The organism is Sphingomonas sp. UYP23 (genome assembly GCF_054059235.1).
The window spans coordinates 4,073,007-4,098,324 of sequence record NZ_JBSSBX010000001.1; the positions used below are offsets into that span (position 1 = coordinate 4,073,007).

Sequence of the window (25,318 nt, forward strand, 5' to 3'; positions counted from 1 at the left end):
CCTGACGGCCCGGTTCGTCCCTTTACACTTATGGTGCGGCGCGTCATGCCTGATCGTATGACGCGCGCACCCGATCTACCGGCCACCGCGCCGCGCACTGACCGTGTCGCGGCGGCACGGGTCGGTGGCGCTACGCTGCTGCTGCTCGCGGGGTCGCTCGCGCTGTTCTGGCCCGGCGTGGTGACCTACGATGGCATCGCGCAATTCGGGCAGGCGCTCGCCGGCCAGTTCGAGGATTGGCACCCGCCGATCATGGCGCGGCTATGGCACGTTCTGCATGGCCTGTTCGGCGGCGGGGCGGGGCCGATGCTCGCGCTCCAATTGACCCTCTACTGGACAGGGTTCGGACTGATCTCGGCGACGCTGGCGCGCTTGGCACATCGCCGCGCCGCGGTCGCGATACTGTGTCTATCCGTCCTGCCCCTGTTCCTCGGATGGCAGGGCGTGGTGCTCAAGGATACGCAGATGCTCGGCGCGATGCTCGCCGCGGTGGGGATCATCGCCTGGTGGCGGTTGCGCGGCGTACGGCTGCCCCTGGCGGCGGTGTTCGCGGTCGGCGTCTTGCTGGCGTATTCGACGCTGGTGCGCTCCAATGCGGTGTTCGCGACGGTGCCGTTGGTCGTCATCCTGTTCGGCCCGGTACGGTGGTGGGCGCGCGCGCTGCTGATGCTCGGCGGGATCATCGCGGTGCTAGGGCTCTCGCAGGCGATCAACCACGGCGTGCTCGGGGCGGGGGCAAGCGGCGTCGAGCGGACCGAGGCGTTCTACGACCTGTCGGCGATCGCGGCGCACGATCCTGAGCATCCGGTCGGCCTGACCCCGGCCGAAGCGCGCCGCGTGGTCGCGCTCAACTGCGTCAAACCCTTCTTCTGGGACCCGCTCGGAACGCCCGACCGCTGTGGGCCGACGCTCGAGCGGCTGCACGGCCTGAGCGCGGGGCCACTGTACCGCCTGCTTGCAGAGGCGATCGTCCGGCACCCGCTGGCCTATGCGGGGCATCGTCTCGCGCATCTCAATTCGACCGAGCGCTGGATCGTGCCGGCCGGCTGGCCAAGTGCGATCCCGCCAGGGGTGACCGAGGCCAACCCGGTCGGATTGCGCAGCCCCGGCCCTGCCGTGCCGCGCTGGCAGATGCTCGCGCGGTGGAATGCCGAGACGCCGCTCGGTTGGCCGATCGCGTGGCTCACGCTCGCGATCGCCGCGCTGGTCGTTGCGGTCCGCCGGCGCGACGCGCCGCTGCGCGATTTCGCGCTGGCGCTGCTGGCTTCGGCGATCGTACTCGAGGCGAGCTTCAGCGTACTCAGCATCGCGTCGGACCTGCGCTACCATCTGTGGCCGATGGCGGCGACGGCGCTGGCGACGATCGTCTTGTGGTCCGAGGCGCGCTGGTCGCGGCACGCCGTGCTCGGCACAGCGGTCGCGCTTGCGCTGGTGATCGTCCCCGGCGGTGTCGCGCGGTTGCGCCTTCCGGCGCCGCCGACATCCTATCCCGCGATGCTGCGCTGACGCGCGCCTAGTCCGCGACGGTTTCGATCTGTCGTACGGGCTCGATCTGCCGCAACGCGGCGACCGGCGTCGCGCGGTCGAAGATGCCGGTCTCGCTACTCTCGGTTACGTGTTTGACCCGTCCGTCGATCGACGCGCCGAGCTCGATCGCGATCGTCTCGTACTGCACGTCGCCGAGGATCCGCGCCGAACGCTCGATCGTCAAATGGCGCACCGCGACCGAGCCTTCGACCGCGCCGCCGATCCGCGCGGTTTCGGCGACGATCGCACCGGCGATCCGGCTGTCCTGCCCCTGGATCAGCGTGGCGCACTGGACATCGCCCTCGATCCGCCCGTCGATGTGCAGGTCGGCGGTTGCCGTGATGTTACCGGCGACGACCATATCAGCGCTGATCACCGAGAACATCCCGCGCTTGGCGCTTGCGGGGTACGCCAGCACCGCCCCCGCGCTACCGCCGCCGTCGCGTCCCTTGCCGGTGAAGATCGCCATCGCACATGCCCCCTGACTGTCCGTATCGGCGGTTGGCTAGCACGTCTCGCGCTGGAGCGGCAGAGGGAGTCGGTGGATCGCACGCGCCATTGCGGGATTGTCGTTGGCGGCGGGCTTCAGCACGATGCGCGCGTGGAGCAACGTCGCCGCGACGAGCGCGATCGCCGCAAGAGGTGCCGCAGGCGCGCCGCCCAGCCATGCCGTAAGCACGCCTGTCGTCACCAAAGCGACGATCCGCCAGCGCGGGGCCCGCGGATCGAGCAGCGCGATCCGCCATGCCAATCCACCGGCGAGCAGAAGGGCCTGCGGTTCGGCCGTTGCCAGGAGAACGGGGAGCATCAGCGCGCAGAGCAACGCCGCATCGAGCAGCGCCGCCTGCCGGAGCGGTCGCGTCGATGCCCAGGCGACGAACGCGACCGCCGCGCCCACCGCGCTGGTCAGCGCCAGCCCGGCGAGCGGCAGCGTATTGATCCAGGGCATCGTCCGCACGATCGCCCAGAGCGAGGGCGCTTCGTCCGCCACCGACAATGAAGGAAGGTCGAGCGACACGGGCAGCCCCCGTGACCCCGCAACGAGCATCGCGAGCGCGAACACCGGGACGAGCGGAAGCCTCTGCCACCGCACCCGTGCGCTGATCGCCACCGCCAGCACGAACGGTCCGAGGATCAGCGCATCGCGATCAAAGCCGAGTGCGAGGCCATACCAGACCAGCATCGCGCCATAGTGCCGGGCACACGCCGCCAGGATTGCCACGAAGCACGCTGCCGGCCAGAATAGCGCACCGTCCGCCAGCACGCTGAACGGGAGCAGCAGCATCGCCGCGGCGCTTGGCGGCGGTAGGAGCAGGGTGGGGGCGGGGCGGACCATCGTTCCGTCTTGTGGCGTCTTCGGGTTGCTACCCCGTTAAGGATGCGGGCCGGCGTGATTTGCGCTTGGCGGGGGGCGGGGTTAAGCTGTTCCCCTGCAAGCGGCACAGACCGCGGCAGAGGAGAGTCGGATGCCGTACCCCGTCAGCCCCGCGATCGTCCGCCAACCCGCGACGCGTTGCCGTGCAGCACCTGCCGATCCGGTCGCACCCCCCGGGAAAAGGATTTGAGTTCATGACCGACAAGATTCGGGACGCCTTCAACGAGAAAGTCGCCGAACCCGCCAAGAAGGCTGGCGAGGCAATCCGCGACGCCGGCGGCAAGATGGCTGAAAGTGGCTCGGCGGTCGGCATCAAGATGCTCGATCAGGCCGAGGCGAATGCCCGCGAGGCCTTTGCGGCGATGCGCGCTGCCGCGGGTGCGAAGGATCTGTCGGAAGTGATGAAGATCCAGGGCGATTTCCTCCGCGATCAGGGCCAGCGCAGCATGAGCCAGGCGCGCGAAATGGGCGAAGTCATCCTTCAGTTCGGCCGCGAAGCCGTCGGCGCGGTCCGCGGCGAGAAGTAACGCGCGGCGCGCGCGCTCACCGCGCGGGTGGTGCGGTGCGGACGATATCGTGGCTGAGGATCGCCACGTCGTGCGTGTTGCCCGCCCGGTCGCGGACATGGTCTTTGAGCAGGGCTTCGGCACGGAAGCCAAGGCTCTCGAACAGCATGACCGATCCAATCTGGTCGGGCGTCATCTGCGCGGTGATTTTGTCGAGCCGGCGTTCGAGTGCGATGGCGTAGACCCCTTCGAGCAGATCGCGACCGAGACCGTTCCCGCGTTTGGCGGGCGCGACGAGCAGGCGGATCTCCCCGACATGCGCGCTCCAGCCCAGCGGATCGCGCAGCAACGCGGCGGTTCCAACGAACTTCCCGCCATCTTCGGCGACGAGACTGTCGATATAGCCCTCGCCGATTGCGGCGACCCAGGCGGCGACGACGCGCGGGTGGCGCAGATCGCGCCCGAGGAACAGCAGGTCATGCTCGGGCAGCGTCTCGGCAAAGGCGAGCATCGCGCCCTCGTCCTTTGGTTCGAACCGCCGGATGTGATAGCCCATCTCGATCGCTCCCGGCGCGCCGATCCAGGGCTGAATTCCCTAGACTTAGACGCCGACGCTGCCACGCGCGTCGCGGCTTGTCACGCATTCGTTACGGCTGAACGGACTTCGGGCCTGCCGCGGTGACGTCGAGCGTCGAATCCCCGCCGAGCGTGCGATAGAGCGTCACCAGATTGGTCGCTTGTGTCAGCTGTGCCGAGATCAGGCTGCGCTGTGCGGAATAGAGCGACTGCTGCGCGGTGAGGCTCTGCAGAAACGTGTCGATCCCGCCGCGATAGCGCGCGTCCGACAGGCGATAATTGTCGCTCGACGACGCCGTCAGCGCGCGTTGCGCCGTGAGCTGCGCGGTGATCGTCCCGCGCCGCGCAAGCGCGTCGGCGACTTCGCTGAACCCAGTCTGGATCGCCTTCTCATAGGTTGCCAGCGCATAGTCGCGCTGCGCGCGCGATTGCGCGACGCCGGCGCGCCCGGCGCCCGCGCGGAAGATCGAATAGCTCGCGCTGGGCGAGACCGAATAGTTGAACGCGCCCCCGGTGAAGAGATTGCCGAGCGAGCTGCTCGCCAGACCCGCCAGCGCCGTCAGCGAAATCGTCGGGAACAGCGCCGCGCGTGCTGCGCCGATTTCGGCATTGGTCGCGCGCAGTTCATATTCGGCCTGAACGACATCGGGCCGGCGCAACAGGACGCTCGAGTTGAGACCCGCCGGGAGTTCGGCGATGGTCGGCGCAGCCTGCTCGATCGAGGCAGGCAGAAGCGCTGCATCGACCGGCGCGCCGACGAGCAACTGCAGCGCGTTGACGTCCTGCGCCACCAGCGTGGTCTGCGTTGCCAGGTCCGACAGCGCGGTCTGCTCGATGATCCGCGCCTGGTCGAGATCGGTGCGCGGCGCGATCCCGCCATCGACGCGCAATTTGGTGAGCGATACGCTGCGGGCCGCGAGCGCCGCGGTGTCGCGGGCGATCTTGTGCAGGCTGGTGTCGGAGGCATAGGTCAGCCACGCGGTTGCGATGTCCCCGACCAGGGTCAGCCGCGTTGCGCGCGCCGTCGCCTCGGTGCCAAAATACCGGTTCTGCGCGGCGGTTGTCAGCGAGCGGACCCGGCCAAACAGATCGACCTCGAACGCGGTGATCCCAAGACTTGCTGAAAAATTATTGGTCGCGCCGCCGTTGGTTGTGGTCACGCCGGTCCCGGTCCCGCCCGTACCGGTGCCCACGCCATTGCCCGTATTGTTGACGCCGCGCGTCCCGTTGTCGCGGCGCGAATAGCTCGCCGTTCCACCGATCTCGGGCAGCAGCTCGGCACGCTGGATACGATACTGCGCGCGCGCGATGGCGATGTTGGCGGCGGCCGCGCGCAGGTCGCGATTGTTGACGAGCGCCTGTTCGATGACCTTCTGGAGCCGCGGGTCGCGGAAGATGTCGCGATAGCCGATGCTGGGGAGCGTCGCCTCGTTCTGCGCGAGATAGGCGTCGCCGACCGGCCAGCTTGGCGGCGCCGGGAGGTCCGGACGGACATATTTGGGCGCGAGCGAACAGGCCGACAGCGCGGCGAGCGAGACGAGCGAGATGGTCTTGCGGATCATGCGGTCGCCTCGCCCTGGCCGGTCGGACGCGCGGGGGGCGTCTCGTCGGCAGGTTTCTCGTCATGGTGCAGCTTCTTCGAGAGACCGCGCGCGCCGCGGCGGATCAGCACGAAGAAGAGCGGGATGTAGAAGATCGCAAGGATCGTCGCGGTCAGCATCCCGCCGATCACGGCGGTGCCGATCGCGACGCGGCTGTTCGCGCCAGCGCCGGTCGAGATCGCGAGCGGCAGCACACCGAAGATGAAGGCGAAGCTCGTCATCAGGATCGGTCGCAGTCGGATCCGCGCGGCCTCGAGGGCGGCTTCGACCACGGGCTTGCCCGACTTCTCGGCCTGCTCGGCGAATTCGATCATCAGGATCGCGTTCTTGGCCGCAAGGCCCATCGTCGTCAGCAAGCCGATCTGCAGATAGACGTCGTTCTGCAGACCGCGCAGCGTCACCGCGAACACCGCGCCGACCAGCCCCAGTGGGATGATCAGCAGCACGGCGATCGGGATCGACCAGCTTTCATACAGCGCGGCGAGACACAGGAACACGACGAGCAGGGAGATCGCGTAGAGGAATGGCGCCTGCCCCGACGACAGGCGTTCCTGGTACGACAGGCCGCTCCAGGCGACGCTCGTTCCTGGATATTTCGCCGCGAGCTCGGTCATCTTCTCCATTGCCGTGCCCGAGCTCTGCCCAGGCGCGGCCTGGCCTGAGAATTCGTACGACGAAATCCCCTGGAAGCGGGCGAGCGACGGCGCCGCGGTGCTCCACCCGGTCGTGGCGAAGGCCGAGAAGGGCGTCATCGCGCCGGTCGAGCCTCGGACGTACCATTGCGCGAGGTCGTCGGGTGAGGAGCGATATGGCGCGTCGCCCTGAACGTAGACGCGCTTCACGCGGCCACGGTCGTTGAAATCGTTGACGTAGCTGCCGCCCCACGCGGTCGACAGTGTGGAATTGACGTTCGCCTGGGTCAGCCCGAGCGTGCTGAGCTTCTGCGCGTCGAGCTTGACCTGCAGCGTCGGCTGGTCGTCGAGATCGGTCGGCCGCACCGCCGCGAGCGTCTTGTCGCCGCGGGCGTCCGCCAGCAATTTGTCGCGCGTCGCCTTGAACTGTTCGCGACTGAGGCCGCCCGAATTGAGCAATTCCATCGTGAAACCGGTCGACTGGCCAAGCCCGCGCACCGGCGAGGGGACCGTTGCGTAGAATTCGACATCGCGCAGGCCGCTCAGCGCCTTGGTCGCGCGCGAGGTAATCGCGTCGGCCCCATTCTCGGTGCCCTTGCGATCCGCCCAATCCTTGAAGGCGATGAAGCCACGGCCGGCATTTTGCCCGCCCGAACCACCGCCGCCGCCGGCGACCGTCAAATAGCCACCGACATTCTTGCCTTCGGGCCCGGAGAAATATTTCTCGATTTCAAGCTGCGCCTTGCGCGTTGAATTGAGCGTCGCACCCGGCGCGAGATTGTACTGGATCTGCGCGATGCCCTGATCCTCATTGGGCAGGAAGCCGGTAGGCAGGCGCAGGAAGAGAATCGCGAGGATCGCGATCACGCCGGCATAGATCAGCACGAACAGCCATTTGCGGTCGATCACCTTGCTGACGGACGTTCCGTAGCGATCGATCGTCTTGTCGAAACCGGTGTTGAACCAGTCCTTTGCGGGCTGCGTCTTGCGCGCGAGCCAGCCGTCCTGCTTCATATCCTGCTTGCGCTTGAGCAGCGTCGCGGTGAGCGCCGGCGTCAGCACCAGCGCGACGACGACGGACAGGACCATCGCCGAGACGATCGTCACCGAAAACTGGCGATAGATCACGCCGGTCGACCCGCCGAAGAACGCCATTGGCAGGAATACGGCTGAGAGCACGAGCGCGATCGCGATCAGTGCGACGGTGATCTCGTTCATCGACTGGATCGTCGCATCGCGCGGCGACATGTCGGGATTCTCTTCCATCAGGCGTTCGACGTTCTCGACCACGACGATCGCGTCGTCGACGAGCAGGCCGATCGCGAGCACGAGGCCGAACAGCGTCAGCGTATTGATCGAAAAACCGGCGAGCGAGAAGATGCCGAAGGTGCCGAGCAGCACCACCGGCACGGCGATGGTCGGGATCAGCGTCGCGCGCCAGTTCTGCAGGAAGACAAACATGACGACCACGACGAGCAGGATCGCCTCGAAGAGCGTCTTCTCGACTTCCTCGACCGACAGCTTGATGAACGAGGTCGAGTCTTGCGGGAAGCTGTAGGCATAGCCGTTGGGGAACGCCTTGGCGGAGCGCTCGATCTCGGCTTTGACGAGCTCGGCGGTGCTCAGCGCGTCGGCGCCCGGGGCAAGGCTGACCGCGATGCCCGCCCCCGGATGGCCGTTGACGCGGCTCGTCACGGCATAGCTTTCGGCGCCGAGCTCGACGCGTGCCACATCCGACAGATGCACGGCGGAGCCGTCGGGCTGCGTCTTGAGGACGATCGCGCGGAACTGTTCGGGGGTCGAGAGGCGCGACTGCGCCGTGACCGTCGCGTCGAGCACCTGCTCGGGCGTGTTGGGGACGCCGCCGATCTCGCCCGCCGCCACTTCGGCGTTCTGTGCCGTGATCGCTGTCGTGATGTCGCTCGGGATCAGACTGTAGCTGGCGAGCTTGTTGGGATCGAGCCAGATGCGCATCGCATATTGCGCTCCGAACACGTTGATGTCACCGACACCCTTGATGCGCCCGATCGTGTCCTGAAGGTTCGAGACGAGATAATCCGACACGTCCTGGTTGGTCGTCCGATCGGTGGTATCGTAGATCGCCGCGATCAGCAGGAAGTCGGGGTTCGATTTGGTCACGGTCAGGCCCTGCTGCTGGACCTGTTGCGGCAGGCGCGAAAGGGCTTGCTGCACCTTGTTCTGGACCTGGACCTGCGCGATGTCGGGATCCGTGCCCTTGTCGAAGGTCGCGGTGATCGTCACCTGACCGCGCGAGGAAGAACTCGTCGCGAAATAGAGCAGGCCATCGATGCCGGTCAGCTGCTGCTCGATCACCTGTGCGACCGAATTCTCGAGCGTCGCGGCGGAAGCGCCGGGATAGGTCGCACGGATGTTGACCTGTGGCGGCGCAATGTCGGGAAACTGTTCGACCGGCAACGTGTAGATCGCGCCGACGCCGGCGAGCATGATGATGATGGCGACGACCCAGGCGAAGATCGGCCGGTCGATGAAGATGCGGGATATCACCGGGCGGGCTCAGTTCGTCTTGGCGGACGTGTCACCCGCTTTGGGCGACTTGATCGTCTGCGGTGCATTCGCGGCGACCGGCTTGATGGTCTGGTTGACCTTCACCTTGCCGACACCCTGCGTGATGATCTTGTCGCCGGGTTTGAGCCCGGCGGTGACGATCCAGTCGGTGCCCTGGGTCGTCGTCGCGGTGACCGGACGCTGGACGGCCTTATAACCGCCCTTGCCGTCGGGACCGACCACGAAGACCGTCGCCTCACCCTTGGGGCTGCGCGACACCGCCTGTTGCGGGACGAGGAAGGCGTTGGGATCGATCGATTGCGCAAAGCGCGTCCGCACGAACATTCCGGGGAGCAAGATCCCCTTGGGATTGGGGAAGCGCGCGCGCAGCGTCACAGTGCCGGTCGCGGCATCGACGAAGACCTCGGAAAATTCGACGTCGCCGGTCAGGCCATAGTCCGAGCCGTCCTCGAGCTTGAGCTGTACGCTCGCCCGCGTCGCGACCGACCCGCCCGAGGCGAGCGCGCGGCGCAGCCGCAGCAGGTCTGCACTGGCCTGCTGAATATCGACATAGATCGGATCGAGCTTCTGGATCGTCGTCAGCGGATCGGTCTGGCTTGCGGTCACCAGCGCGCCGACGGTGTAGAGCGAGCGCCCGATCCGCCCGGTGATCGGCGCGGGCACGGTCGTGAAACGCAAATTGATCTTCGCGGTGTCGAGCGCCGCCTTGGTCTGCGACACCGCTGCGGCGGCTTGGCGCGCGGCGGCGGCGGCGTCGGTATAATCCTGCTTGGCGACCGCCTGCATATCGGCAAGCGGCTTGTAGCGATCGGCCTTTACGCGCGTCGCTTCGGCATTGGCGACCGCGCTGGCGACATTGGCGTTCGCCTGGTTGGTCGAGGCGCGATAGAGGCTCGGGTCGATCTGGTAGAGCGGCTGGCCCTCCCGCACCAGAGAGCCTTCGGTGAAGAAACGCCGCTTGATCAGGCCGGTCACCTGCGGGCGAACCTCGGAGCTTTGATAGGCGGCAGTCCGCCCGGCGAGTTCGGTGACGAGCGGAACGCTGCTCGGTTGGATAACGATATAGCCGACTTCAGGCGGGCCCTTGGGCGCACCGCGGCCGCCTTTTTCCTGTTTTGCAGCCCCGCAACCGGCAAGCAGAATCGCCGCGGTGCCGACAAACACCACCGCGCGCAGGGAAGAACACTCAACCGCCATCTTGTCCACCGCTTTCAAGGCTGTTCGCGCACGGTGGATACCCTACGCAACGGACGCCAAACGCGACCTGATAGCGGTTGTTCCAGCGGCATATCAACTGTCTCGGTACGGCCGCAATTCCAGCGTCGCGGCAACGCGACCGAGTTACCGTAACTTCGCGATCGTCAGACCGTCCGCCTTGGCGCGGTCCTTGGTCGATTCCTCGCTGCGTTTCAGCGCTTTGGAAATGGCTTTCAATGCCATGCCTTTTTTCGCCAGCGTGTGCAGCTTCTGGATTTCATCAGTCGTCCAAGGCTGGCGATGACGTTCGAATCGCTCTTCACTCATAGGCATGGCTGTAGGGCAGCGGGTGGGCGAGGGCCAGAGTAACGATTGTTGGCATACTCTTGCGACAGAAGCGCGCTAGCGGACCGCAACGACACAATGGGGCTTTGATGATCCGCACGACTAAATTGTTGACGCTCGCGCTCGCGGCGACCCCGGCATTCGCAGCCGCGCAACAGGCGACCCAGCCAGCAACAGGGCAAGCGAGCGGCCAAGCGACGACAAAGAGCGCAACAAGGGCCAAGGCAGCCACAGCGCCAGCCCCCGTCGTTGACGAAGCCGAGGACGGCCCGGATATTGTCGTGCGCGGTGCCAAGCAGCCCGGATCGGTGATCGGCGACATTCCGCCCGAACAGACCTTCGGTCCGGCCGACATCCGTTCGTACGGCGTCAGCTCGATTACAGAATTGCTCACCGAACTCGCCCCGCAGATCCGCAGCGATCGCGGCAGCGGCGGCGCGCCGGTCGTGTTGATCGACGGCAAACGCATCTCGGGCTTTTCCGAAATCCGCGACCTGCCAACCGAGGCGATCGCACGGGTCGAGATCCTGCCTGAGGAAGTCGCGCTGAAATATGGCTACACCGCCGACCAGAAGGTGGTGAACTTCGTCTTGCGGCGCCGCTTCCGCGCGGCGACGGTCGAGCTGTCGGACAAGCTTGCGACCGAAGGCGGCCGCAATGCGCCGCAGGGCGAACTCGATCTGCTCCAGATCGCCAACAAGGGGCGGGTCAATCTCCACCTCGAATATCAGCCGGTCGAGGCGCTGACCGAGAGCGAACGCGGCATCCTGCCGACGGTCCGGACACCGACACCGGGGACGACCGCGCCGACGACCGTTGCGTCCGACCCGACCGACCAGCGACCGTACCGGACGCTGCTGCCCTCGGGGCGGACGTTCAACGCCAATACGACCTATTCGCGCACTTTCGGCGCGGTGTCCGGCACGCTCAACGGCACGCTCTCGGCCAGCGACACGATCGGGCTGAACGGCCTGCCGACCACCACGCTCAACGTGCCCGCGGGCAACCCGTTCTCAGCCGATGCCGTGACGGTCAGCCGGACGCTCAACGGCGATTTTTCGCCGCTCAAGCAGCGCAACGCGACGATCGCGGCGCACCTCGGCACGACCTTCAACGGCTCGCTCAGCAAGGCGTGGCAATGGTCGGTGACGGGCACCTACGACCATTCCGAATCGAAGACGTTCACCGATGCCGGGCTCGACGCGACCGCGTTCAACGCGCGGCTCGCGGCCAATGATCCGACTGCCAATCCGTTCGGCCCGCTCGGCGCCGCGCAGATCGGCACGCGGGCAACGACGCGCGCCTATTCGACGTCGGACGAAGGCAAGGTCGACGCGTTGCTCACGGGCACGGTGTTCAAGCTGCCGGCGGGCGAGGTATCGACCAGCGTCCATGTCGGCGGTGACATCAGCAGCTTCGACAGCCGCTCGTATCGCGCGGGGCTGACCTCGACCGGCGCGGTGTCGCGCGACATCGTCAACGGCCAGCTCAACGTCGATGTCCCGTTGACCAGCCGCGCCAAGGACGTGTTGGCCGCGATCGGCACGCTGTCGGTCAACGGCAATGTCGCGGTCAACCATCTTTCGGATTTCGGGACGCTGACCACGCTCGGCTACGGCCTCAACTGGTCGCCGATCGTGCCGCTCCGCATCATCGCGTCTTCGACGACGCAGGATACCGCGCCGAGCGCGACGCAGCTCGGCAATCCTCAGATCGTCACGCCCAACGTGCCGGTCTTCGACTATGTGCTCGGGCAGAATGCGAGCGTTACGACGGTTTCGGGCGGCAACCCCAACTTGATCGCAAGCACCAGCCATACCTACAAGCTGAGCGCGACGGTCAAGCCGTGGAGCGCCAAGGATCTGTCGCTCACCGCGACCTATATCGACGCGCGGATCGAGAACCCGATCGTGGCTTTCCCGACCGGCACCGCCGCGATCGAAGCCGCGTTCCCATCGCGTTTCACCCGCGTGCGCGATGCGAACGGCGATCAGGTGCTGACGCAGCTCGACACGCGCCCGATCAATTTCGCGCAGAGCAGCCGGTCCGAGCTGCGCTGGGGGATCAATTTCTCGATGGCGCTGAAGTCGAAGCTGCAGAAGCAGATCGAAGCGTGGCGCGCCGGCACCGGGCCCAACCCGTTTGCCGGGATCAAGATCCCCGACAGCGTCCAACGGCAGATCGCCCAGGCGCGCGCTCTGCGCGGTGGCGGCGGCGGCGGCCCGGATGGCCCTGGTGGGCCGGGCGGCGGTGGACCAGGTGGCGGACCGGGCGGTGCTGGGCCAGGCGGCCCCGGCGGCCCCGGCGGTCCCGGCGGGCCGGGCGGCGGGCGCGGCGGGTTTGGCGGCTTCGGCGGCGGCGGTCGTGGCGGTGGCGGCGGGCGGCTGCAGTTCGCGCTCTATCATACCTGGCACTTCACCGATCGCGTGCTCGTCCAGCGCGGCGGACCGTCGCTCGATCTGCTCAACGGTGACGCGATCGGATCGAGCGGTGGGCAGCCGCGGCATGAGCTCGAGGGGCAGGCGGGGTATAACAATAACGGTCTGGGCGTCCGTCTCTCGGCGAATTGGCAGAGCGCGACCGACGTCAATGGCGGGACGCTCGGCAGCCCGCAGAACCTGCATTTCTCCGCGCTCGGCACGCTTGGCGTGCGGCTGTTCGGCGATCTCGGACAGCGGCTCGAGCTGGTCAAGGCGAATCCCTGGATGCGCGGGATGCGCGTCGCGTTCGCGGTCGACAATCTGTTCGACACGCGGCAGCGCGTGACCGACGCGAGCGGGACGACGCCGGTCGCCTACCAGCCGGATTATCTCAATCCGCTCGGCCGTACGGTTCGCGTTTCGATTCGCAAACTGTTCCTCTGACGACGGGCAGACGCGAGGCAGTGATCGACCCGGGCGGCTCTTGCGCCCGGGTCGGGCTGCGGCGACAAGCGGGCGATGGCCTCGCCCGGTTTTTCGCTGCTCACCAAGCGCCGCTTCGCGCCGCTGTTCGTCGTCCAGTTCCTCGGCGCGTTCAACGACAATGTGCTCAAGTTCGCGTTGCTGTTTCTCGCCAATTTCGGCGCGCAGCGGACCGCGCTGAGCGGCGAGATGCTGGCGACGGTGTCGACCGGCATCTTCATCCTGCCCTATTTCCTGTTCTCGGCGATCGGCGGGCAGACCGCCGACGCGATCGACAAGCGCATTCTGATCCGCTGGGTGAAGGCCGCAGAGATAGGAATCATGGCAGTCGCCTTGCTCGGCTTCGCGATCGGCTCGGTCACGATCCTGCTCGTCTGCCTGTTCCTGATGGGGCTGCACTCGACGATCTTCGGCCCGGTCAAATATTCGATCCTGCCGCAGCATCTCGGGCATCACGAAATGATGGGCGCGACCGGGCTGATCGAGGCGGGGACGTTCCTTGCGATCCTCGGTGGGCAGCTGCTCGCCGGCGTGCTGGCACCGTGGGAGGCGGGGGTGACGGCGACCTCGCTCGCGGGCGTCGGCTTCCTTGCCAGCCTGGCCATCCCGCCCGCACCGCCAAGTGGGCGACAGCATCGCATCGACTGGAACGTCTTCCGGGGCACCGCCGACATCATCCGGACCGCCAGCCGCGATCGCGCGGTGATCCTGTCGATCCTCGGGATCAGCTGGTTCTTCGCCGCGGGCGCGGTGCTGGTGTCAGAATTCGCACCGCTGGTGAGCGGCACATTGGGCGGATCGAAGGCGGTGGTGACGCTGTTTCTGCTGGTCTTCTCGACCGCGATCGCGGCAGGCTCGCTGGCGGTCAACCGCCTGCTGCGCGGCGAAGTGTCGGCGCGCTACGTACCGCTATCGGCCGCGCTGATGGGCGCGTGCATGATCGACCTGTGGGCGTCGACGCACGGCTTCCAGGTGCGCGCGGCGGGGCTCGACATCGCGCGCTTCTTTGCCGCGGCGGGGAGCTGGCATATCCTGATCGGGCTGGCCGGGATCTCGTTTGCCGGCGGGATGTTCATCGTACCGCTCTATGCCATCCTCTCGACTGCAACGCCCGCCGCAGAACGCTCGCGCGTGATCGCGGCGAACAACATCGCCAATTCGCTCGTCACCGTGCTCGTCGTGATCGTGGCGAGCGCGATGATCGCGCTCGGCAGCGACGTGCCCGGTGTCATCGGGATGCTCGGGCTGGCGACGATCGGCGTGGCGCTGCTGCTGCGCGGTATGCCGCGGCGCGACACCGCCTGATCCGGCGGCGGTTGACGCCTCGGGACACCGCCGTAAGGGATTGGCGATCGCCTGAAGGAGCTCCCCCATGAAAACCCGCGCCGCCGTCGCCTTTGCCGCCAAGCAACCGCTCGAGATCGTCGAGCTCGACCTCGAAGGCCCCAAGGCGGGCGAAGTGCTGGTCGAGATCATGGCGACCGGGATTTGCCACACCGATGCCTATACGCTCGACGGGCTCGACAGCGAGGGGCTGTTTCCGAGCGTGCTCGGCCATGAAGGCGCGGGGATCGTGCGCGAGGTCGGGCCGGGCGTGACCTCGGTCAAGCCGGGCGACCATGTCATCCCGCTCTACACCCCCGAATGCCGCCAGTGTAAGTCGTGCCTCAGCGGCAAGACCAACCTCTGCACCGCGATCCGCGCGACGCAAGGGAAGGGATTGATGCCCGACGGCACCTCGCGCTTCTCCTACAAGGGCGAGACGATCTTCCATTACATGGGCTGCTCGACCTTCTCGAACTTCACCGTGCTCCCCGAGATCGCGGTCGCGAAGATCCGCGAGGACGCGCCGTTCAAGACGAGCTGCTATATCGGCTGCGGCGTGACGACGGGGGTCGGCGCGGTGGTCAACACCGCCAAGGTCCAGGTCGGCGACAATGTCATCGTGTTCGGGCTTGGCGGGATCGGTCTCAACGTGCTGCAGGGCGCGCGGATGGCGGGCGCGAACATGATTGTCGGGGTCGACATCAACCCCGATCGCGAAGAATGGGGCCGCAGGTTCGGCATGACGCATTTCGTCAACCCGAAGGATGTCGGCGATCTGGTCGCGCACCTCGTCGCGCTGACCGATGGCGGCGCCGAGTACACTTTCGACTGCACCGGCAACACCACCGTCATGCGCCAGGCACTCGAGGCGTGCCATCGCGGCTGGGGCACCTCGATCATCATCGGCGTTGCCGAGGCGGGCAAGGAGATCAGCACACGCCCGTTCCAGCTCGTCACCGGGCGCAACTGGCGCGGGACGGCGTTCGGCGGCGCGAAGGGACGCACCGATGTTCCCAAGATCGTCGATTGGTATATGAACGGCAAGATCGAGATCGACCCGATGATCACGCATGTCCTCAGCCTCGACGAGATCAATAAGGGGTTCGATCTGATGCATGCCGGCGAAAGTATTCGCAGCGTCGTCGTCTATTAAGCGGCCGGATCGGTTTCGCTGGAACCATTGCGCGGACCTATGGTTTGGCGACCAGTCATTGCTATCGACCGGTTCGTTAACGTTTGGGAAAGCGCGATCCAATAGCGCCGGTTCTGGGATGAGGTTGCTTAAGGACGGGCATGCGGTTTTATCAGGCGACGCTATTCCTGTTTCCGCGGAATTTTCAGTTCCGCATGTTCAGCATCTGCTTTGGTGCGGTCCATCTGCCCATCATCGTCTTTTGCATCGCCGAGCTGGCGCTGGCGCGGTGGGACTGGCGGCTGTTCACCGCGTTGCTGGTCGCAACCCTGGTCGGCACGGTATCGGCGATCGCTGCGCTTCGCGGGCTGCTCGCCCCCGTCGCGCACGCGACCTCCCTGCTCCAGTCGCTGCAGCGCGGCGAGCCGGTCTCGACGGTCCCCTCGGGGGGGGACGATCTGGTGGGCGCGTTGCTCGCCTCGGTCGCCCGCGCGTCGGCCGAAACCCACAAGCGGGTCGCACGCCTCGCCGAAGCCGCCGAAAAGGACCTGTTGACGGGGCTTCGCAATCGCCGGGGCTTCATGGACGCGATCGCTCCGCTGTTGCGCCCGGATCGCAATTCGGTTGTCGCGGTGCTCGACCTCGATCATTTCAAAGCGGTCAATGATCGCTACGGCCATGACGAGGGGGATCGCGTGCTGGTCGAGTTCGCCAGACGGCTGCAGACCGAATTGCGGCGCTCGGATCTCCCCGCGCGCTGGGGGGGGTGAGGAGCTCGCGATCCTGCTGCCCGACACCGCCTTCGACGAGGCGACCGAGATCGTGGAACGGCTGCGCGCTTCACTGCAGCGCGACGTGATCGGCCGTCGCGGCGGCGACGGGTTGACCTTTTCGTGCGGCCTGGCGATCGTCCGTGAATATGGCTCGCTTGCCTCGGCGATGCGGCGCGCAGACAGCGCTCTGTACGAAGCCAAACGCGGCGGTCGCGATCGCGTCAAGAGCACGGTGTAACGACCGCCAGACACCGCTCAATGCGCGAGGAACAGCGGTAGCGGACTGTGCGCGAGCAGCGCCCGCGTCGTCCCGCCGAACAGCGCCTCGACGAAGCGCAGATGGCCGAAGCCGCCCATCACGATATAGCCCGCGCCGAGTGCGAGTGCGCGCTCGACGATCTGGTCGGCGATTCGGGTCTCGCCACGCGGCTGGCGTTCGACGCTCGTCCGGATACCGTAGCGCGACAGATAGGCGGCGGCGTCCTCGACCGGGGCGTCGCTCGCGGCAGCCCCAAGTTGGAGGATCGTCACCTGTTCGGCAAAGGCCAGCAGCGGGACCGCCGCGCGTAGCGCCGCGGCTGCAAAGACCGACCCGTCCCAGGCGATCACCGCGCGCGCGTGGTCGAAACGGAGGAGATCAGGGGGCACCGCCAGTAACGGTTTGCCCGACTTGATGATCAGCGCGCTCGCCGCGCCGCGCATGTCGGGGAGCGGGAAATCGTCGAGCTGGCGGTTGACGACGATCAGATCGGCGAGCGCAGACGCACTGCGGAGGCACGGGCCGATCGCGCCGGTCGCTTCGATCCAGTCCCACGGCACGTCTTCGTGCATCAGCCGGAATTCGAGATGCGTCCGGTTGGCGCTTTCGCGGGCGACCTCGTCGGCGAGCAGCGTCGCTGCGCCGATGTCGCCGACATAATCCGAGGCGATCATCGCCGGCATGATGGCGACGTCCAGGCAGGTGAGATGGCCGTCGACTGCGCGGACGAGATCGACCGCCGCCTGGAAGCGGGCTTCCTGCCCCGAATCATCGTGCGCGAGTAGCAGGATGGTCTTCATGTCGGCGTCCTTTGCGGGTGTCGAAGCGAAAGGTAGGGCAGGGACGGGGCGGCCCCTATCGGGATGTCTACGGACGCCCCGCGGCTCATATCGCCCGGCTGAACCGCTGCGCCTGCGGGGCGCGATGGCGATCGAAATATGCAGCGACGACCCGGCCATAAGGTCGCCCGGCGGGCAGGAGGGTGAGGCGGGTGCCACGGATGCCCACCAGGCCACGCGCGGCGAGCGGCGCGAGATTGGGCAGCACCGCGGCCAGCGGCGCCACCGGCATCGCGTGATGCGCGGCGATTTCGGCCAGATCGACCGTTTCGTCGCACAGCAGCCGCTCGATGACTGTGCCGCGCAGGCGATCATCGGCTGCGCGGGCGATGCCGCGGACGCCGGCAAGTCCGCCATTGGCGGCACGCAGCCGATATCGCCCGACATGCTTTTCGTTCTGGACAAGCAACCCGGCATATTGGCTGATCGCCGACGCGCCGAGGCTTTGTTGCAAAACTGATGGCGGGGATTCACGCAGGGAATCGAGCGGTATAGATAGGCGTAATGCCCAAACCTGCCGCACCTGTGTATCGTACGACGAACTGGCCTGAGTATAATGCGGCGCTGAAGCGGCGTGGGTCGCTGGAAATATGGTTTGATCCGGAGATGCACTGGCTTTCGAAGCCGTGTGGTCGCCCTGGTCGCCCGATGCGGTTTTCAGACAGCGCGATAGAGCTGTGCCTGACGCTGAAGACGCTGTTCAACCTGCCTTTGCGGCAAGTGACGGGGTTGGTTTCGAGCCTGATCAAAATGGCGGGGCTGGATTGGTCGGTGCCGGATTATACGACGCTGTGCCGACGGCAGAAGACGTTGAAGGTCAACCTCGGCGGGCGGATCAGCTCGGGCGGACTGCACCTGCTGGTCGACAGCACCGGGATCAAAATGACGGGAGAAGGCGAGTGGAAGACGCGCAAACACGGACCGTCCTACCGTCGCCAGTGGCGCAAGGTGCATCTCGGGATTGATGCTGGGACGCTGGATATCCGGGCCATTGAGGTCACGACGAATGCCATTGGTGACGCACCGACGCTGCCCGTTCTCCTGGCGCAAATTCCCGGAGACGAGCGGATACTCAGCGTCGGCGGAGATGGCGCTTATGATACCAGGGACTGCCATGCCGCTATTGCCGGGCGCGGTGCCGATGCGGTCATCCCGGTCCGCCGCAACGGGCAACCATGGGCAGAAGGCGGTCCCGGCGTCGATGCACGCAATGGAGCGCTACGCGCGACAAAGCGGCTTGGTCGCGCAATCTGGAAAAAGTGGAGCGGCTATCATCGCCGCAGTCTGGTCGAGACCAAAATGCACTGCTTCAAACTCCTGGGCCAGCGCGTTGTCGCCCGCACCTTCGATCGTCAGATTACCGAGCTCAAAGTCCGTGCTGCAATTCTCAATCGGTTCTCCGAAATAGGAACGCCGGTGACCGTCCGCATCCAATAACATCTTCAAGTAAAACGTCGGTCATGCTCTCGCGTAATTATGCAACAAAGCCACGCGCCGAGCCCGATGATCGCGGTGGCGGTTTCGTCGGTGAAGCCCTGGAAATTGCGTCGCAGGCGTCGCTCGGCGGCGGCGTAAGCGAGGCTGTCATCGGGGCGAGCGAAATGATCGAACCCGATCGCGCGATAGCCCGCGGCGACGAACAGCGCGTTCCCGAGCATCGCCTGCGCGAAGCGGGTCGCCCCGTCGGGCAGGCTTGCCGTATCGATCATCCGCTGGCGCGGCAGCAGCCGTGGCATATGGGCATAGCCGAACAGCGCGACCCGGTCGGGCGCCATCGTCAGCGCGTCGGCGATCGTCGCGGCGACGCTGTCCAGGTCTTGTCCCGGCAGACCATAGAGCAGGTCGAAATTGACCCGCGCGATCCCCGCGGCGCGGAGTTCGCCGACCACGCGGCGGACCAGATCGAGCGGCTGGTGGCGGTTGATCCTCGCCTGCGTCGCGGCGTCGAAACTCTGCACACCGAGGCTGACCCGCGTCACCCCCGCCTGCGCGAGCGCGGCGGCATAGCGCGTGTCGAGTGTGCGCGGATCGAGCTCGGCTGCGATCTCGAGCGTATCGGCACAATCGAAGCGGTCGCGCAGCCGCGCGACGAGCGCGACGAAGTCGGCAGGGTCAAGCGCGTTCGGGCTGCCCCCGCCGAAATTGATCGCGCTCACCTGCCCGCGCAGCGCCGCCGCGACGGTATCGATCTCCTGCTCGAGTGCGGCGCGATAGGCGCTCAGCCGGTCGGCGCGGCCGATCGCGCCGGTGTTGCACCCGCAATACCAGCAGATCTCGTGGCAATAGGGGATGTGGAAATAGAGCGAGACCGGGGATCCCGGCGCGATCGCCGTGATCGCGGCGCGTTGTTCGGCGGGGCCGACGCCGTCGTGGAATTCCGCCGCGGTCGGGTAGCTGGTGTAGCGCGGGACCGATTGGGTCGCGAGATCGGGCAAATAGCTGGGCATGGCGCCGTCCTGCCAAATCGCGCCGCGCGCGCCTTTGACCCAGGTCAAATCGCGGCGCGACCGAGTTTGCGCGGGATCAAAGGGCGTTGCGTCGTGTCGGTCTAGGCCCGGCGCATCGCTTCACCAGGAGAACCCCAATGCGCATCCCCACACTCGCCGCTCCGCTGCTCGGGCTCGCCGCATTGTGCAGCGCGGTGCCGGCACTGGCGCAGCAAAAGGGCGACGTCCTTGTCCGCGTCCGGGCGATCATGGTCTCGCCCAATGAAAGTTCGGGCGGGGTCCAGCCAAGCTTCCCCTCGGCGCGGATCGGGGTGACCGACAGCTATGCGCCCGAGCTCGATTTCACCTATATGCTGAGCGACCATATCGGCACCGAGCTGATCCTCGCCACCACCAAGCACCAGCTGCAAGGCCGTGCAGCCTTGGCGGGCGTCGATCACGTCGCGAGCACCTGGGTGCTGCCACCGACGCTGACCGTGCAGTACCACTTCCTGCCGCACGCGAAGATCCGCCCCTATGTCGGCGTCGGGGCGAACTACACGATCTTCTATGCGAGCAAGGCGAGCAGCGCGCTCAAGGCTGCGATTGGCGATACCGATGTGCATCTGAAGAACAGCTTCGGCTATGCGCTGCAGGCGGGGCTCGATTTCGACATCACCAAGCGCGTGTTCGCCAATCTCGACGTCAAATATATCGATATCGACACCAAGGCGCGGCTGACGAACGGCGCGCTCGTCAATCGCGTGAATACGAGCATCGACCCGCTGGTGTTCGGCATTGGACTGGGGGTGCGGCTGTGAACCTGTCGGGAGGAACACCGGGCGCGCAGCCGGCGCCCTGGACCCATCTCGTGGCCAGGCCCATGAGCTGGCATGTCATCGACGAGATCGACGTGGTGGGGCTGGTATCGGGCCACGCCGCGCTCGGTCGGCTGTGCGATCGGCTCGAACAGCATGCCGACTGGTTGCCGCAGCGTCCGTCGCTGCGCGAAGCCGAAGCGTTGCGCGCCGACCTGCGCGTCGCGCTCGGTCGGCATGTCGTGCGGGAGGAGCGGCTGTTCACCCGGGTGTTCGCCGGCTCGCTCGCGGAGCCGCTGTGCCACACGCTGATCGACCAGATTACCGCAGGGCACTCCGCCTGTCTTGCGCAGGCCGAAGACATCGTCGCGGCTTTGCAGCCCGATGTCGGCGCCACGCTCTGTGCCGAGGCGTTCGGGTATATGCTGCGCTGCTTTTTCCAAGGGTGCCGCCAGGCGATGGCGTTCGAGGAGCTTGCGCTGCTGGCGCTCGCCGGGGATCGCCTGACCCCGGCGGCCCGCACGGTGCTGACGCAGCGTCTCGCCGCGAGCGCCGGCTGAGGCTCAGTCGAGCCCGGCACAATGGCGCAGCGCTGCCGCGTCGCGGATCGTCACGCTGCGAACCCCCGGCAGTGCGAGCACGCCCGCGTGGCGAAGCTTGGTGAGCTGCCGGCTGACGGTTTCGATCGTCAGGCCGAGCACGTCGGCGATCTGCCCGCGCGTCAGCGGCAATTCGAAGGTCACGGGGCCGCCGGGTAGCGCCTGAAAATCACTGATCCCACGGGCGCGTTCGGCCATGCTCAGCACGAAGCCCGCCACCTTCTCCGCCGCGGTGTTGCGCGACAGGATCAGCAGCCGCGCACGCGTCGCGTCGAGCGTGGCGAAGGTGCGCTTCAGCAACAGCCGCTCCATCGCGCCGTTGGTGGCGAGCATCGCCTCGAAGCGATCGCGCGGGACGACGCACAGGTCGGCATCGGTCAAAGCAGAGACGGTGAACGGGATCGTGTCGGCATAGGGCCGGCCGATAAAGTCGCTTGGAAAGTGCAAGCCGACGATCTGCTCGCGCCCGTCGCTGGTCGCCGCGCTGAGCTTGAGGACGCCCGACAGCAAGGTCGCGCAGACGAGACTGTCCGATCCGGCCCACAGCATCGTCTCGCCGCGTGCAACGCGTTGGCGCCGGCCGATCCGGTGGAGCTGGTCCAGGGCGTCGTCGGCCAGGCTGCTGCACAGGCTCGCGTCGCGGACGGTGCAATCGGCGCAGAGCGCGCTCATCGCTGCGCACCGGTTTGACGCGGGTCAAAGCGGCTGCGGGCGGCGGGGCGCATCGTGGCGACCTCACCCTCGATCGGAGATGCGCAGTGGCGGAAACGGCTTTCCTGTATCTGGCAGTCGGCGCTGCCCTGGTCTTCCTGCTCGCAGTGGCGGCGGTCGCGATCGACGACGCGCTGCGCGATTGGCGCCACGGTCCCTGACACCGACCCACGCCGCCGGCGACAGGGGACCGCTGCCGATCGTTCCGATCGACAGCGGTCCTTTCGTCTGGAGGGGTGCCTCACGCGCGCGGCGTGCCGTCTTCGTCTTCGGGCGGCAGATGGAACTCATGCCACATCCCATTGAGGATCCCGAAGCCAACCGCGAGGCCAAGCCCCAACACCCAGGTAAAATACCACATCGTTCGGTCCTTTCGCGATCAGTAGAAATCGGGGTTGGTGGCGACTTCGGCCGAGGTGACGCGGCCCCACATCACCTTGAACGCCCAGCTCGTGTAGAGCAGCACGATCGGCAGCAGGATCGCGGTCACGAACAGCATGATCCCGAGCGTCGTCGGCGTCGAAGACGCGTTCCACACCGTCAGGCTCGAATGCGGATCGATGCTCGAGGGCAGGATATAGGGGAACATCGCAAGACCAACCGTGGAAATGATCCCGGTGATCGCGAGCGCCGATCCGCCGAACGCGCTCTTCTCGGCACCCAGCGTGATGCCGAGCATGGCCAGCACCGCCCCGCTCATGCCGAGTACCGGCGCGACCAGCATCCATGGGTGGAGCCGGTAATTGCCGAGCCACGCGCCCGCGGCATGTTCGGTCGTGGTGCGCAGCGGGTTGGACTGGCCGAGCGGATCGGCGGCGGACACCATGTGATAGCCGATATCGCCGAAGGCGACGTAGAGGCCGCCGCCCGCGAACAGCGCGACCGTCAGGATCGCGGCGACGGTGCCGAAACGCCGCGCGCGCTGGTGGACGGGCCCACCCTGTTCGGTCTTGAAGGTCAGCCAGGTCGCGCCGTGGAGGACGAGCATCGCGACCGACAGCAAACCGCACAGCAGGCTGAACGGCGTAAACAGTCCGAGCAAGCTGCCCTCGTAGAACGAGCGCAGGTCGCTATCGAGCCGGAACGGCGCACCGAGCAGGACATTGCCGACCGCGACGCCGAACACGAGCGCGGGAACGAACCCGCCGACGAACAGCGCCCAGTCCCACCGGCTGCGCCAGGCTGCATCGGGGCGCTTCGAGCGATATTTGAAGCCGACCGGGCGCAGGATGAGCGCCGAGAGCAACAGGAACATCGCCAGGTAGAAGCCCGAAAAGCTCACCGCATAGACGAACGGCCAGGCTGCGAAGATCGCGCCGCCGCCGGTGATGAACCAGACCTGGTTGCCCTCCCAGGTCGGGCCGACCGAGTTGATCACCATCCGCCGCTCGGCATCGCTGCGCGCGACGAATGGCAGCAGCGCGCCGACACCCAGATCGAAGCCATCGGTGACAGCGAAGCCGATCAGGAGAACGCCCAGCAGCGTCCACCAGATCAGCCGCAGGATTTCATAGTCGAACATTGTCCGTCCTTTCGATTCAGGCGGCGACAGGGAGAGCGGGAACGACGGCGATCGCTGGCACCGGATCGTCGACATGCTCGAATGGCCCCTTGCGGATCGCCGCGATCATCAGGCGCACCTCGATCACCGCAAGCGCGCCGTAGAGCAGCGTGAAGCCGACGATCGTCGTCCAGAGCGCCGTGGTGCTCAGCGTCGAGATGGCGAGGAAGGTCGGCAGCACGCCATCGATCGCCCAGGGCTGGCGACCGATTTCGGCGAGCATCCAGCCAAGCTCGATCGCGACCCATGGCAGCGGGATCGAATAGAGCGCGAGCCGCAAGAACCAGCGCGTGCTGTCGTGGCGGCGCAGACTCGCCAGTACGAAGGCGGTGGCGAACAGCGCGATCATGTAGAAGCCAATGAACGCCATCGTCCGGAAGCTCCAGAACATCAGCGGCACGTTGGGGACGACATCCCACGCCGTCGCGGCGATCAGCCTGGGGCTCGCCTGGCGCGGATCGGCGACATGCGCCTTCAGCAGCAACGCATAGCCAAGGTCGCGCTTGTGCGCCTCGAACCGGGCGCGTTCGCGCACATTGGTCGGATCGGTCTTGAGCTTCTGCACCGCGTCATACGCGACGATGCCCGAGGTGATCCGCTCTTGAGCTTTCAGCACCAGCTCGGACATGCCGGTGACCTCCTTGTCGAGGCTGCGCGTCGCGATCAGCCCGAGCACCCATGGCACCTCGACTGCATAATGGGTGGTGCGTGCGGCGACGTCGGGAATGCCGATCAGCGTGATGCCGGCCGGGGCAGGGGCGGTGTGCCAGGCGGCCTCGATCGCGGCGAGCTTCATCTTCTGGTTGTCGGTCAGCGCATAGCCGCTCTCGTCGCCGAGCACGACGACCGACAGCGACGAGGCCAGCCCGAAGGCGGCGGCGACCGTCATCGAACGCTTCGCCACGCCGACATATTTGCCGCGCAGCAGGTACAGTGCCGAGATACCGAGCACGAACACCGATGCGCAGACATAGCCTGCGCTCACGGTGTGAACGAACTTGGCCTGCGCGATCGGGTTGAACAGCACGGCGCCGAAATCGCTGACCTCCATCCGCATCGTCTCGGGATTGAAGGTCGCGCCGGTCGGGTTCTGCATCCAGCCATTGGCGATGAGGATCCACAAGGCCGAGAGATTGGTGCCGAGCGCGACCATGAAGGTGACGCCGAGATGCGCGAGCTTGGACAGCTTGTTCCAGCCGAAGAACATCAGCCCGACAAAGGTCGCCTCGAGGAAGAACGCCATCAGCCCTTCGATCGCGAGCGGGGCGCCGAAGATGTCGCCGACATAATGCGAGAAATACGACCAGTTGGTGCCGAACTGGAATTCCATCGTCAGCCCGGTGGCGACTCCGAGCACGAAGTTGATCGCGAACAGTTTCCCCCAGAAACGGGTGATGACGCGCCAGATCGGCCGATCGGTCATCACATAGACCGCCTCCATGATGACGAGCATGAAGCTGAGGCCGAGCGTCAGCGGCACGAACAGGAAGTGGTAGAGCGCGGTCAGTGCGAATTGCAGCCGCGACAGGTCGACGACACCCGGATCCATTGTCTATCTCCATCAACGCCGCACAAGCAGCGGTCGCCCGGCATCAACCCAAATCGCAACGCGCCAGATATTGGGGTTTTCCCGTAGGTTCGGCTCCTGATCGTCATCAGGGCTCT

The 25,318-nt window shown here is 66.4% G+C and carries 24 protein-coding genes; 10 read left to right on the top strand and 14 right to left on the bottom strand.

All coding sequences use genetic code 11. The features are described from left to right. The first annotated feature begins 45 nt into the window (after positions 1 to 45). Positions 46 to 1,506 (top strand): hypothetical protein, encoded by a 1,461-nt coding sequence (locus tag ACVWYO_RS20040; RefSeq protein WP_457353824.1) that lies wholly within the window; start codon positions 46 to 48, stop codon positions 1,504 to 1,506. 7 nt (positions 1,507 to 1,513) lie between these two features. Here the strand turns inward: ACVWYO_RS20040 and ACVWYO_RS20045 are convergent, their stop codons facing one another. Further along, positions 1,514 to 1,996 carry a bactofilin family protein gene (locus ACVWYO_RS20045; protein WP_457353826.1) on the bottom strand — a complete coding sequence of 161 codons (483 nt, stop codon included), beginning with the start codon at positions 1,994 to 1,996 and terminating at the stop codon, positions 1,514 to 1,516. A gap of 36 nt (positions 1,997 to 2,032) precedes the next feature. Further along, positions 2,033 to 2,863 (bottom strand): hypothetical protein, encoded by an 831-nt coding sequence (locus tag ACVWYO_RS20050; RefSeq protein ID WP_457353828.1) that lies wholly within the window; start codon positions 2,861 to 2,863, stop codon positions 2,033 to 2,035. A 233-nt stretch (positions 2,864 to 3,096) separates the two neighbouring features. On the opposite strand from ACVWYO_RS20050, the gene ACVWYO_RS20055 reads away from it, so the two are divergent. Next, positions 3,097 to 3,429, top strand: a complete 333-nt coding sequence (locus tag ACVWYO_RS20055; protein WP_457353830.1) for a phasin family protein — start codon at positions 3,097 to 3,099, stop codon at positions 3,427 to 3,429. 16 nt (positions 3,430 to 3,445) lie between these two features. On the opposite strand, the gene ACVWYO_RS20060 is transcribed toward ACVWYO_RS20055, so the two are convergent. From ACVWYO_RS20060 to ACVWYO_RS20080, 5 genes are all read right to left on the bottom strand, one after another. Then, complete coding sequence (locus tag ACVWYO_RS20060; RefSeq protein ID WP_457353832.1) at positions 3,446 to 3,964, bottom strand: N-acetyltransferase family protein; 519 nt, start codon at positions 3,962 to 3,964, stop codon at positions 3,446 to 3,448. A gap of 91 nt (positions 3,965 to 4,055) precedes the next feature. Continuing rightward, the gene (locus ACVWYO_RS20065) at positions 4,056 to 5,546 is read right to left on the bottom strand and encodes an efflux transporter outer membrane subunit (protein ID WP_457353834.1); all 1,491 of its coding nucleotides are present in this window, start codon (positions 5,544 to 5,546) and stop codon (positions 4,056 to 4,058) included. Continuing rightward, entirely contained in the window at positions 5,543 to 8,743 is a 3,201-nt protein-coding gene (locus ACVWYO_RS20070; RefSeq protein ID WP_457353835.1) for an efflux RND transporter permease subunit, read from the bottom strand. Before ACVWYO_RS20070 ends, ACVWYO_RS20065 begins: the two co-directional genes overlap by 4 nt. A gap of 9 nt (positions 8,744 to 8,752) precedes the next feature. Continuing rightward, a complete protein-coding gene (locus ACVWYO_RS20075) occupies positions 8,753 to 9,961 on the bottom strand; it encodes an efflux RND transporter periplasmic adaptor subunit (RefSeq protein ID WP_457353837.1) in 1,209 nt (402 codons plus the stop codon). Between the two features lie 144 nt (positions 9,962 to 10,105). Next, positions 10,106 to 10,288: a hypothetical protein gene (locus tag ACVWYO_RS20080; RefSeq protein ID WP_026046530.1), complete on the bottom strand. Its 183-nt coding sequence runs from the start codon at positions 10,286 to 10,288 to the stop codon at positions 10,106 to 10,108. 107 nt (positions 10,289 to 10,395) lie between these two features. On the opposite strand from ACVWYO_RS20080, the gene ACVWYO_RS20085 reads away from it, so the two are divergent. The 5 genes from ACVWYO_RS20085 (at position 10,396) to ACVWYO_RS20105 (ending at position 16,678) form a co-directional block, all read left to right on the top strand. Continuing rightward, positions 10,396 to 13,170 (top strand): TonB-dependent receptor, encoded by a 2,775-nt coding sequence (locus tag ACVWYO_RS20085; protein WP_457353838.1) that lies wholly within the window; start codon positions 10,396 to 10,398, stop codon positions 13,168 to 13,170. A gap of 75 nt (positions 13,171 to 13,245) precedes the next feature. After that, complete coding sequence (locus tag ACVWYO_RS20090; RefSeq protein ID WP_457353840.1) at positions 13,246 to 14,514, top strand: MFS transporter; 1,269 nt, start codon at positions 13,246 to 13,248, stop codon at positions 14,512 to 14,514. A 67-nt stretch (positions 14,515 to 14,581) separates the two neighbouring features. Then, on the top strand, positions 14,582 to 15,688 hold the full coding sequence (locus ACVWYO_RS20095; RefSeq protein WP_457353842.1) for an S-(hydroxymethyl)glutathione dehydrogenase/class III alcohol dehydrogenase: 1,107 nt from the start codon (positions 14,582 to 14,584) through the stop codon (positions 15,686 to 15,688). A 140-nt stretch (positions 15,689 to 15,828) separates the two neighbouring features. Beyond that, a complete protein-coding gene (locus tag ACVWYO_RS20100; protein ID WP_457353844.1) occupies positions 15,829 to 16,437 on the top strand; it encodes a GGDEF domain-containing protein in 609 nt (202 codons plus the stop codon). 52 nt (positions 16,438 to 16,489) lie between these two features. Next, on the top strand, positions 16,490 to 16,678 hold the full coding sequence (locus ACVWYO_RS20105; protein WP_457353846.1) for a diguanylate cyclase domain-containing protein: 189 nt from the start codon (positions 16,490 to 16,492) through the stop codon (positions 16,676 to 16,678). A gap of 17 nt (positions 16,679 to 16,695) precedes the next feature. Here the strand turns inward: ACVWYO_RS20105 and ACVWYO_RS20110 are convergent, their stop codons facing one another. Further along, positions 16,696 to 17,499, bottom strand: coding sequence for a universal stress protein (locus ACVWYO_RS20110; RefSeq protein WP_457353848.1), 804 nt, complete (start codon positions 17,497 to 17,499; stop codon positions 16,696 to 16,698). Between the two features lie 85 nt (positions 17,500 to 17,584). Then, entirely contained in the window at positions 17,585 to 17,992 is a 408-nt protein-coding gene (locus tag ACVWYO_RS20115; RefSeq protein WP_457353851.1) for a hypothetical protein, read from the bottom strand. A gap of 50 nt (positions 17,993 to 18,042) precedes the next feature. Between ACVWYO_RS20115 and ACVWYO_RS20120 the strand changes: the two genes are divergently transcribed. Next, complete coding sequence (locus tag ACVWYO_RS20120) at positions 18,043 to 18,975, top strand: IS5 family transposase (RefSeq protein ID WP_457348219.1); 933 nt, start codon at positions 18,043 to 18,045, stop codon at positions 18,973 to 18,975. 5 nt (positions 18,976 to 18,980) lie between these two features. On the opposite strand, the gene ACVWYO_RS20125 is transcribed toward ACVWYO_RS20120, so the two are convergent. After that, positions 18,981 to 19,985, bottom strand: coding sequence for a radical SAM protein (locus tag ACVWYO_RS20125; protein ID WP_457353853.1), 1,005 nt, complete (start codon positions 19,983 to 19,985; stop codon positions 18,981 to 18,983). A gap of 137 nt (positions 19,986 to 20,122) precedes the next feature. On the opposite strand from ACVWYO_RS20125, the gene ACVWYO_RS20130 reads away from it, so the two are divergent. After that, positions 20,123 to 20,785: an OmpW/AlkL family protein gene (locus ACVWYO_RS20130; protein ID WP_457353856.1), complete on the top strand. Its 663-nt coding sequence runs from the start codon at positions 20,123 to 20,125 to the stop codon at positions 20,783 to 20,785. Between the two features lie 62 nt (positions 20,786 to 20,847). Beyond that, positions 20,848 to 21,342 (top strand): hemerythrin domain-containing protein, encoded by a 495-nt coding sequence (locus ACVWYO_RS20135; protein ID WP_457353858.1) that lies wholly within the window; start codon positions 20,848 to 20,850, stop codon positions 21,340 to 21,342. Between the two features lie 3 nt (positions 21,343 to 21,345). Here the strand turns inward: ACVWYO_RS20135 and ACVWYO_RS20140 are convergent, their stop codons facing one another. The 4 genes from ACVWYO_RS20140 to ACVWYO_RS20155 form a co-directional block, all read right to left on the bottom strand. Then, positions 21,346 to 22,053: a Crp/Fnr family transcriptional regulator gene (locus ACVWYO_RS20140; RefSeq protein ID WP_457353860.1), complete on the bottom strand. Its 708-nt coding sequence runs from the start codon at positions 22,051 to 22,053 to the stop codon at positions 21,346 to 21,348. 280 nt (positions 22,054 to 22,333) lie between these two features. Continuing rightward, positions 22,334 to 22,453: a cytochrome bd-I oxidase subunit CydX gene (gene cydX, locus ACVWYO_RS20145; protein WP_457353863.1), complete on the bottom strand. Its 120-nt coding sequence runs from the start codon at positions 22,451 to 22,453 to the stop codon at positions 22,334 to 22,336. Between the two features lie 18 nt (positions 22,454 to 22,471). Continuing rightward, positions 22,472 to 23,614: a cytochrome d ubiquinol oxidase subunit II gene (cydB, locus tag ACVWYO_RS20150; protein ID WP_457353865.1), complete on the bottom strand. Its 1,143-nt coding sequence runs from the start codon at positions 23,612 to 23,614 to the stop codon at positions 22,472 to 22,474. A 16-nt stretch (positions 23,615 to 23,630) separates the two neighbouring features. Further along, complete coding sequence (locus tag ACVWYO_RS20155) at positions 23,631 to 25,202, bottom strand: cytochrome ubiquinol oxidase subunit I (protein ID WP_457353867.1); 1,572 nt, start codon at positions 25,200 to 25,202, stop codon at positions 23,631 to 23,633. Positions 25,203 to 25,318: the final 116 nt, after the last annotated feature.

Bases quoted from the DNA above. Each gene is read 5' to 3' on its own strand.
- ACVWYO_RS20040 (WP_457353824.1), top strand. From the start codon at position 46: ATGCCTGATCGTATGACGCGCGCACCCGATCTACCGGCCACCGCGCCG.
- ACVWYO_RS20045 (WP_457353826.1), bottom strand. From the start codon at position 1,996: ATGGCGATCTTCACCGGCAAGGGACGCGACGGCGGCGGTAGCGCGGGG.
- ACVWYO_RS20050 (WP_457353828.1), bottom strand. From the start codon at position 2,863: ATGGTCCGCCCCGCCCCCACCCTGCTCCTACCGCCGCCAAGCGCCGCG.
- ACVWYO_RS20055 (WP_457353830.1), top strand. From the start codon at position 3,097: ATGACCGACAAGATTCGGGACGCCTTCAACGAGAAAGTCGCCGAACCC.
- ACVWYO_RS20060 (WP_457353832.1), bottom strand. From the start codon at position 3,964: ATGGGCTATCACATCCGGCGGTTCGAACCAAAGGACGAGGGCGCGATG.
- ACVWYO_RS20065 (WP_457353834.1), bottom strand. From the start codon at position 5,546: ATGATCCGCAAGACCATCTCGCTCGTCTCGCTCGCCGCGCTGTCGGCC.
- ACVWYO_RS20075 (WP_457353837.1), bottom strand. From the start codon at position 9,961: ATGGCGGTTGAGTGTTCTTCCCTGCGCGCGGTGGTGTTTGTCGGCACC.
- ACVWYO_RS20080 (WP_026046530.1), bottom strand. From the start codon at position 10,288: ATGAGTGAAGAGCGATTCGAACGTCATCGCCAGCCTTGGACGACTGAT.
- ACVWYO_RS20085 (WP_457353838.1), top strand. From the start codon at position 10,396: ATGATCCGCACGACTAAATTGTTGACGCTCGCGCTCGCGGCGACCCCG.
- ACVWYO_RS20090 (WP_457353840.1), top strand. From the start codon at position 13,246: ATGGCCTCGCCCGGTTTTTCGCTGCTCACCAAGCGCCGCTTCGCGCCG.
- ACVWYO_RS20095 (WP_457353842.1), top strand. From the start codon at position 14,582: ATGAAAACCCGCGCCGCCGTCGCCTTTGCCGCCAAGCAACCGCTCGAG.
- ACVWYO_RS20100 (WP_457353844.1), top strand. From the start codon at position 15,829: ATGCGGTTTTATCAGGCGACGCTATTCCTGTTTCCGCGGAATTTTCAG.
- ACVWYO_RS20110 (WP_457353848.1), bottom strand. From the start codon at position 17,499: ATGAAGACCATCCTGCTACTCGCGCACGATGATTCGGGGCAGGAAGCC.
- ACVWYO_RS20120 (WP_457348219.1), top strand. From the start codon at position 18,043: ATGCCCAAACCTGCCGCACCTGTGTATCGTACGACGAACTGGCCTGAG.
- ACVWYO_RS20125 (WP_457353853.1), bottom strand. From the start codon at position 19,985: ATGCCCAGCTATTTGCCCGATCTCGCGACCCAATCGGTCCCGCGCTAC.
- ACVWYO_RS20130 (WP_457353856.1), top strand. From the start codon at position 20,123: ATGCGCATCCCCACACTCGCCGCTCCGCTGCTCGGGCTCGCCGCATTG.
- ACVWYO_RS20135 (WP_457353858.1), top strand. From the start codon at position 20,848: ATGAGCTGGCATGTCATCGACGAGATCGACGTGGTGGGGCTGGTATCG.
- ACVWYO_RS20140 (WP_457353860.1), bottom strand. From the start codon at position 22,053: ATGAGCGCGCTCTGCGCCGATTGCACCGTCCGCGACGCGAGCCTGTGC.
- cydX (WP_457353863.1), bottom strand. From the start codon at position 22,453: ATGTGGTATTTTACCTGGGTGTTGGGGCTTGGCCTCGCGGTTGGCTTC.
- cydB (WP_457353865.1), bottom strand. From the start codon at position 23,614: ATGTTCGACTATGAAATCCTGCGGCTGATCTGGTGGACGCTGCTGGGC.
- ACVWYO_RS20155 (WP_457353867.1), bottom strand. From the start codon at position 25,202: ATGGATCCGGGTGTCGTCGACCTGTCGCGGCTGCAATTCGCACTGACC.